This window comes from Streptococcus pluranimalium, assembly GCF_047785745.1.
In the GTDB taxonomy this organism is placed as follows: domain Bacteria; phylum Bacillota; class Bacilli; order Lactobacillales; family Streptococcaceae; genus Streptococcus; species Streptococcus pluranimalium_B.
In genome coordinates this window covers 1-6,534 of record NZ_JBLOJT010000096.1, presented here as the reverse complement: position 1 = coordinate 6,534, position 6,534 = coordinate 1, and the positions used below count along the sequence as shown (strand labels likewise).

7 protein-coding genes and 1 pseudogene are annotated in these 6,534 nt (G+C 39.5%); all 8 read right to left on the bottom strand.

Annotated features, from left to right (window positions below):
• Positions 1–126 precede the first annotated feature (126 nt).
• Complete coding sequence (rpmH, locus tag ACMZ6U_RS08635) at positions 127–261, bottom strand: 50S ribosomal protein L34 (RefSeq protein ID WP_000831903.1); 135 nt, start codon at positions 259–261, stop codon at positions 127–129.
• Between the two features lie 101 nt (positions 262–362).
• Complete coding sequence (locus tag ACMZ6U_RS08630; protein ID WP_416107949.1) at positions 363–758, bottom strand: DUF3021 domain-containing protein; 396 nt, start codon at positions 756–758, stop codon at positions 363–365.
• Positions 759–770: 12 nt separating this feature from the next.
• Positions 771–1,217 (bottom strand): LytTR family DNA-binding domain-containing protein, encoded by a 447-nt coding sequence (locus ACMZ6U_RS08625; protein ID WP_416107947.1) that lies wholly within the window; start codon positions 1,215–1,217, stop codon positions 771–773.
• A 148-nt stretch (positions 1,218–1,365) separates the two neighbouring features.
• Positions 1,366–2,421, bottom strand: coding sequence for an RNA-binding cell elongation regulator Jag/EloR (jag, locus tag ACMZ6U_RS08620; RefSeq protein WP_416107945.1), 1,056 nt, complete (start codon positions 2,419–2,421; stop codon positions 1,366–1,368).
• 15 nt (positions 2,422–2,436) lie between these two features.
• A complete protein-coding gene (locus tag ACMZ6U_RS08615) occupies positions 2,437–3,240 on the bottom strand; it encodes a YidC/Oxa1 family membrane protein insertase (protein ID WP_416107943.1) in 804 nt (267 codons plus the stop codon).
• Complete coding sequence (rnpA, locus tag ACMZ6U_RS08610; RefSeq protein WP_416107941.1) at positions 3,224–3,583, bottom strand: ribonuclease P protein component; 360 nt, start codon at positions 3,581–3,583, stop codon at positions 3,224–3,226. The genes ACMZ6U_RS08615 and rnpA overlap by 17 nt, the downstream gene beginning before the upstream one ends.
• 88 nt (positions 3,584–3,671) lie before the next feature.
• On the bottom strand, positions 3,672–5,057 hold the full coding sequence (gene argH, locus ACMZ6U_RS08605; RefSeq protein WP_416107939.1) for an argininosuccinate lyase: 1,386 nt from the start codon (positions 5,055–5,057) through the stop codon (positions 3,672–3,674).
• A 9-nt stretch (positions 5,058–5,066) separates the two neighbouring features.
• A pseudogene (locus ACMZ6U_RS08600) lies at positions 5,067–6,256 on the bottom strand (argininosuccinate synthase).
• Positions 6,257–6,534 lie beyond the last annotated feature (278 nt).

Below are 6,534 nucleotides of genomic sequence, written 5' to 3'. Positions count from 1 at the left end.
TATTAGGTTCACCGGTAGCGGGTGCCCACAGAGGACTTACACCTCAGATATACGACATGCCCGTCGTACCAAAAAACCAGAAGTCTCGAGCACTTCTGGTTTTCTTTTATTATCACCTGTTAGCGATTAAGCTGACAAGACTTTACGCCCTTTACGACGACGGCTTGCAAGCACGCGACGTCCATTTTTAGTAGACATACGGTGACGGAATCCGTGTTTACGTTGACGACGAATTTTACTTGGTTGATAAGTACGTTTCACAATGAATACCTCCTCATAGATTTTCGTATTCGTTTAGCCGGCTATTTGTGATATCAGTTACTAAACATACCATACTAGTTTACAGAAATTAGCAACCCTTGTCAAGATTTATTTTCTTTATTCCTAAGTTTTTGGTTGATTTTAGAGACACTATCCTTGTTTTGCCAGGAAAAAAAGCCAGCAATGACAAGATAAATAACTAGAAATTGTAAACTAACCCCCAATATGTGAATCATTTCAAAGGGAACCCATTGATTGATAATAAGCATAACCATCACAAGAACATAAATCGTCAAGACATGGATAAGTCTTTTCTTGGCATCACTCCACTTTGGATGATGATATATCAGGGCAGCAATCCCCATCAATCCACTAATTACCCATGTTACCAAACTACTAAACCAACTTGGTGTAGAGTTAAAAATCAACAGATTCACTAAATACATAAATGAACCCCATCCCACACCGATTAAAAAGTAATTTACTATTTTTCTCATGGTAATTCCCTCCTACAAACCTAATCGTTTTTCCAATGCTTTCAAATAACGCCTGCTAACAGTCACTTTCAACCCTCCTCTTAAAAAGGCGGTCATGTTACCAGAAAATGATGCTTCCATTCGCTCTAAATGATTGATGTTAATCAAACTTTGCTTGGAAACTTGAATCATGTCCCTATCCCCCAGCCTTTCCTTGAATTGATAGAGCCTTTGCCTGGTTCTAATCTGCCTCGTTTTCTCATAGATTACCAGATAGTCTCCAGCAACTTCTACAGCTGAGATATCGGCAATTTTTAAAATCAGAATATCATCACTTGTTTTTATGGTGATTAAATCCTTCCTATTAGCTTGATAGGCTTCGATATAGCTCACAAAATCTGCGACTTCTTGATCATAGCTACCCTTTTGGATAATGACCGATAATTCATCAACAACTTGCTGCTGAAATTTCCACTTCACTATCACCACCTCATTTCTTATCTTTCTTTATGGTTTTATGATATCAAATCCTTCTTAGTTTGTGACAGGTTCTTGGACAACTGGTTAAAAAGAACCCCTAAGTGGTCAGAAACAATAAAAAAGAAGCTAAACAAGCTAGCTTCTATGATTAATCTTCTGATAAAGTCACTACAACGTAGCGGTTAGGATCATCACCCTCTGAATAAGACGAGACACCTTCGATTTGCGAAATGGTTTTATGAACCGTTTTGCGCTCGCTGTTACTCATTGGGTCCATATCAAATGACTCACCTGACTCTAAAACACGATCAGCAATTTTCTGCGTAAAGTCAATTAAGGTTTCCGTGCGGTGTTCAACATAGTCATGAACGTTAATGGATACGGAATAATGGCGTGAATAACGGTCATGCAAATAATTCTGCGCTAATAATTGAAGTGATTTCAATACTTTGCCGTGGTAACCAATCACACGGCCTGGTTCTGTTGTCTCAATTTGTAACTTGATTCGACGTCGACTAGTCTGCGTATCAATACTCGCTTCCACGTCCATCTCATCAATGACATTTTGAACATAGGCTGTCACCTGTCTTGCAGCTTCTTCTGATTCAGCAACCAACTCTGGTGATGAAGCATTGTCATCAACTGAAAATTCTTTAACAACGAATTGATCAAAAGTCTCCTCATCAGAAACCTGTGCCACTGTATCAGACGTCTCTTTATAAACACTTGATTGTTCTTCAACAATCAGTAGCCATTCAGATTCTTCTGTTACACGAACTTCTGCCTCGGAAGATACTCCTGACGGCTGGCTTTCAACACTATCTGCAGACTCGCTTGGCGTGACTACCGCTTCTTCAATCACTATTTCTGTATCGGTCACTTCTGGATCCGAGACAATTGGCTGAGATGACTTTGAAACTTCTTGAGAAACAATTGATTCTGCTACTAATGCTTTTTCATCCAATTCAGTGGTTGATGTTGGACGTTCTTTGAAAATGCTAGTGACACTGCTGGCTTTTTTATCAGATTCTTGAGCGTCTTCTATGCTAGAAACTTCGACTTGGGCAGTTTTTTTACCAAAACCTAAAAAGCCTTTTTTCTCCTTAGAAATGACTTTGATACGTGCTTTTAAACGAGGGATCCCAAGCTCATTCAAACCAGTCTCTATCGCTTCTTCTACATTTTTACCTGTAAATACAGCCATTTTCTATCTCCTTTATTACTTTCTACGCGCTTTTTTCTTAGCTCGTCTAATTTTCGCCAAACGTTCTCTCTCTTCTTCTTCCAAACGTTTACGTTCTGCAATGATTTTGAAAGGGTTATTCAAGAGCAGGATTTGACCAACTTGAAAAGCATTTGACACCGTCCAATAAAGGGCAATACCACTAGCCAAGTTAGCCCCCATCACCAAAATCAAAATCGGCATGAGATAGGTCATCATAGTCAAGGTAATATTTGACTCTTTAGCAGCCTTGTTAGTCAACCAGGTTGATAAGAAAGTAAAGAGAGCAGCGAGAATTGGCAAGATAAAGTAAGGATCTCTCTCAGCTAGGTTGACCCAGAGGAAATGACCTTCTTTTAGGAAAGCAACGCGGCTCAATGCTTGATACAAAGCCATCAAAATTGGTAGTTGAACCACTAATGGCAATAAGGAAGCATAAGGATTAACATCATACTTCTTATAGAGCGCTTGGCTTTCTTCTGCCAGCTTCATACGGTTCTCAGCGCCAGGATACTGACGTTGTAACTCGCGTAATTCAGGTTGCAAGTCCTGCATTTTTTGACTTGATTTGAGTTGCATGTGATACAGCGGCATCAAAATCAAACGAATTAAAAGGGTAAAGAGTACAATACCAAGACCAATTGAACCGCCAAAACCAAGGAAACGAATAATCTCTGCAAAGAGATAGATCAACTGGTTCCAAAAACCATTTGATGATTTGGTGACTTCACTGGTGCCACAAGCCGTTAACAAGATAAGAGCTAGTCCAACCATTCCTGAGAGTTTAAATTTCTTTTTCACTACTTTGTCCTTCTTCAAATAATTCTGCAATTTTTAGTACATGTATGAGATTTGATTTCATATCTTGGTAGGTTAACTCTTCCACACCTTTACGAGCGATGATAACAAAGTCTTGATGACGCAGACCTGAGTCTAACTCCATCACAATATGTCTCAATCGTCTCTTGATAAGGTTACGTGTCACAGCATTACCAAGCTTTTTGCTCACCGATAAGCCCAGACGATAATGTGGCTGCTCTTTATCCAAACGGTAGACAACAAACTTCCGATTGGCACAGCTTTTCCCCTTGCTAAAGATGGCTTGAAAATCCTTCTCACTTTTAACACGATATGATTTTTTCAAAGTGATCTCCAAATATCTGTATTCTCCCTATTATATCAAAAAAACATCAAAAAAGCCAAAAGCCTTGCGACTATTGACTTTAGAGCAATTATGACAATAAATCTGTTTTTGCTTTTTCAATCTGCCATAAAACCTGATCAAATCCTGTTCCACCAAGGGATTGACGTCTGGTAATAGCCTGATGACTATCCAGAACCTCATAAACATCAACCCCAATCAAATCTGACTGAACCTTATAGTCCTCCAAAGGCACATCCTGTAAGTAAATACCTTTCTTGGTGCATTCCAAGACCATGTGTCCGACAATAGCATGCGATTCACGAAATGGCAAGCCTTTGGCTGCCAAGTAGTCCGCAAGCTCAGTAGCATTTGAGAAATCTTTGGTCGTTGAGGCTTCCATAATGTTTTGATTGACCGTCATGGTTTCCAACATACCAGCCATAATTTTCAGAGAAACGGTGACGGTATCAACCGTATCGAACATACCTTCTTTATCCTCTTGCAAATCCTTATCATAAGCCAAGGGAAGAGATTTCATAACCGTTAGTAAACCTAGTAAATCACCATAAATACGACCTGTTTTGCCTCTGATCAATTCTGCCATATCAGGATTTTTCTTTTGAGGCATCATAGATGACCCTGTTGAAAAAGTATCTGACAAGGTCACAAATTGGTACTCATGTGAACACCAATTGATAATTTCCTCACAAAAACGGCTAAGATGCATCATGAGGATAGAGCCATTACTTAAAAATTCCAAAATAAAATCACAATCAGACACAGCGTCTAAAGAATTCGCATAAGGCGCTGAAAAACCAAGCAAGTCACTAGTCATGTAACGATCAATTGGAAAGGTCGTACCAGCTAAGGCAGCTGCTCCAAGAGGTGAGACATCCGTATGCTGGAGATTGAAGGTGAACCGTTCACTATCTCTCGTAAACATCTGATAGTAGGCCATCAAGTGATGCCCAAAAGAAATTGGCTGAGCATGTTGTAAGTGTGTATGACCCGGCATAATGGTTTCTACATGCTCTCCAGCCGAGTCAACTAAAACCTGACGTAAATCTTTCAAGAGCGACACGATGGTGTGTAATTGCTCTTTCAGATAGAGATGCATATCTGTCGCAACCTGATCATTTCTAGAGCGTGGGGTATGGAGTTTACCAGCAACCGGACCAATTTTTTGCGTCAACCGACTCTCCATGTTCCTGTGGATATCTTCGTTGGAAATATCAAAGTTGAGAGTACCCGCTTCAAATTCAGATAGCAAGTCCATCAACCCTGTTTTTATGGTAAAAGACTCTTCGTGGCTAATAATTCCTGTTTCACCCAGCATGGTCACATGGGCAATTGAACCTTCTAAATCCTGTTTTGCTATTTTTGGGTCAAATCCGATAGAAGCACCAAACGCTTCTACCCATTCCACTACTTGAGCCTCAAAACGGCCACCCCATAATTTTTGATTTCCAACCATAATAACTCCTTAACCTTTATTGACCTGAGCATTAACTTGGGTTGGTAAGCCCCAAAGTTTGATAAAACCTACTGCTGCTTCTTGGTCAAAACTATCTGCACTTGTGTAAGTTGCCAAATCTTCGTCGTAAAGTGAATTATCTGATTTTCTAGCCACAGCTTGGGCATGACCTTTGTATAATTTCACTTTTGCTGTTCCGTTAACTACTTTTTGTGTTTCAGCAATGTAAGCTTGTAAAGCTTTTGTCGCTGGGCTAAACCAAAGAGCATTATAGACAAGATTAGCAAATTCATTTTCCAAAATAGGTTTAAAATGTGAGACTTCACGTGTCAATGTCAAATCTTCAATTTCCTTGTGAGTGGCCAGAAGGGTAATAGCTCCTGAGCACTCATAAATTTCTCTTGATTTGATACCAACCAAACAGTTTTCAACGTGGTCAATACGTCCAACACCATGTTTACCTGCAATAACATTGAGCTTTTGAATCAATTTTACTAGTCTGAGTTCTTCACCATTGACTGCAACAGGTTTACCGGCTACGAAAGTGATATCAACAAATTCTGCTTGGTCTGGTGCTTCTTCAGGAGAATTGGTAATCCCAAAAGCTTCTTCTGGCGCTTGATTCCAAGGATTTTCCAAAACACCACACTCATTAGCACGCCCCTAAAGGTTTTAGTCAACAGAGTAAGGGTTATCCAAGTATGCTGGAACTGGCACGTCATTTTCTTTGACATAGGCAATCTCTTCTTCGCGAGACCATTGCCATTCTCTGACAGGGGCGACCACTTTCAATTCTGGATCGAGAGCTACAATAGGCACTTCAAAACGAACTTGGTCGTTCCCTTTTCCGGTACATCCGTGCGCAATTGTTGTTCCTCCGGTTTCATGAGCTAACTCTACCGATTTTTTAGAAATCAAAGGACGATTAAGTGCTGATACCAATGGAGATTTTTGTTCATAGAAGGCATGTGCTTGAAGCGCTGGAAACACATAGTCATTAGCAAATTCTTATTTCACATCAATGACATAAGATTCAACCGCACCAACTTTAAGGGCTTTATCATGAATAAAATCCAAGTCTTTTCCTTAACCAACATCCATACAAACTGCTACGACATCATAGTTTTTTTAAGCCAGGCAATGGCTACTGATGTATCAAGTCCACCCGAGTAAGCTAAAACAATTTTTTCCTTAGTCATAATATGTCTCCATTTTTTGTATTTTTATGTTATATTTTATACAAAAATGCATATAAGCGCATTTGTCAACTTTTTACGTATTTTTATTTATTTTTTAATTAAAATTGCATAAACAAACTGGTTCTATAATTTCTGTAGTGGGTAAATCCCCTATGGAGATTATGGAGCCTTTTTAAGTGTAAAAAGTGTGGGAAAGTAGCTGGCTCTGAGACCTCTCTGGTCAAGAAAAACCACCAAATCGCAACTGTTATTCATCAGAAAATTGCCCAACTGCTCAT

Excerpts from the sequence above, each read along its gene's own strand:
- argH (WP_416107939.1), bottom strand. The coding sequence starts at position 5,057 with ATGGTTGGAAATCAAAAATTATGGGGTGGCCGTTTTGAGGCTCAAGTA.
- ACMZ6U_RS08630 (WP_416107949.1), bottom strand. The coding sequence starts at position 758 with ATGAGAAAAATAGTAAATTACTTTTTAATCGGTGTGGGATGGGGTTCA.
- jag (WP_416107945.1), bottom strand. The coding sequence starts at position 2,421 with ATGGCTGTATTTACAGGTAAAAATGTAGAAGAAGCGATAGAGACTGGT.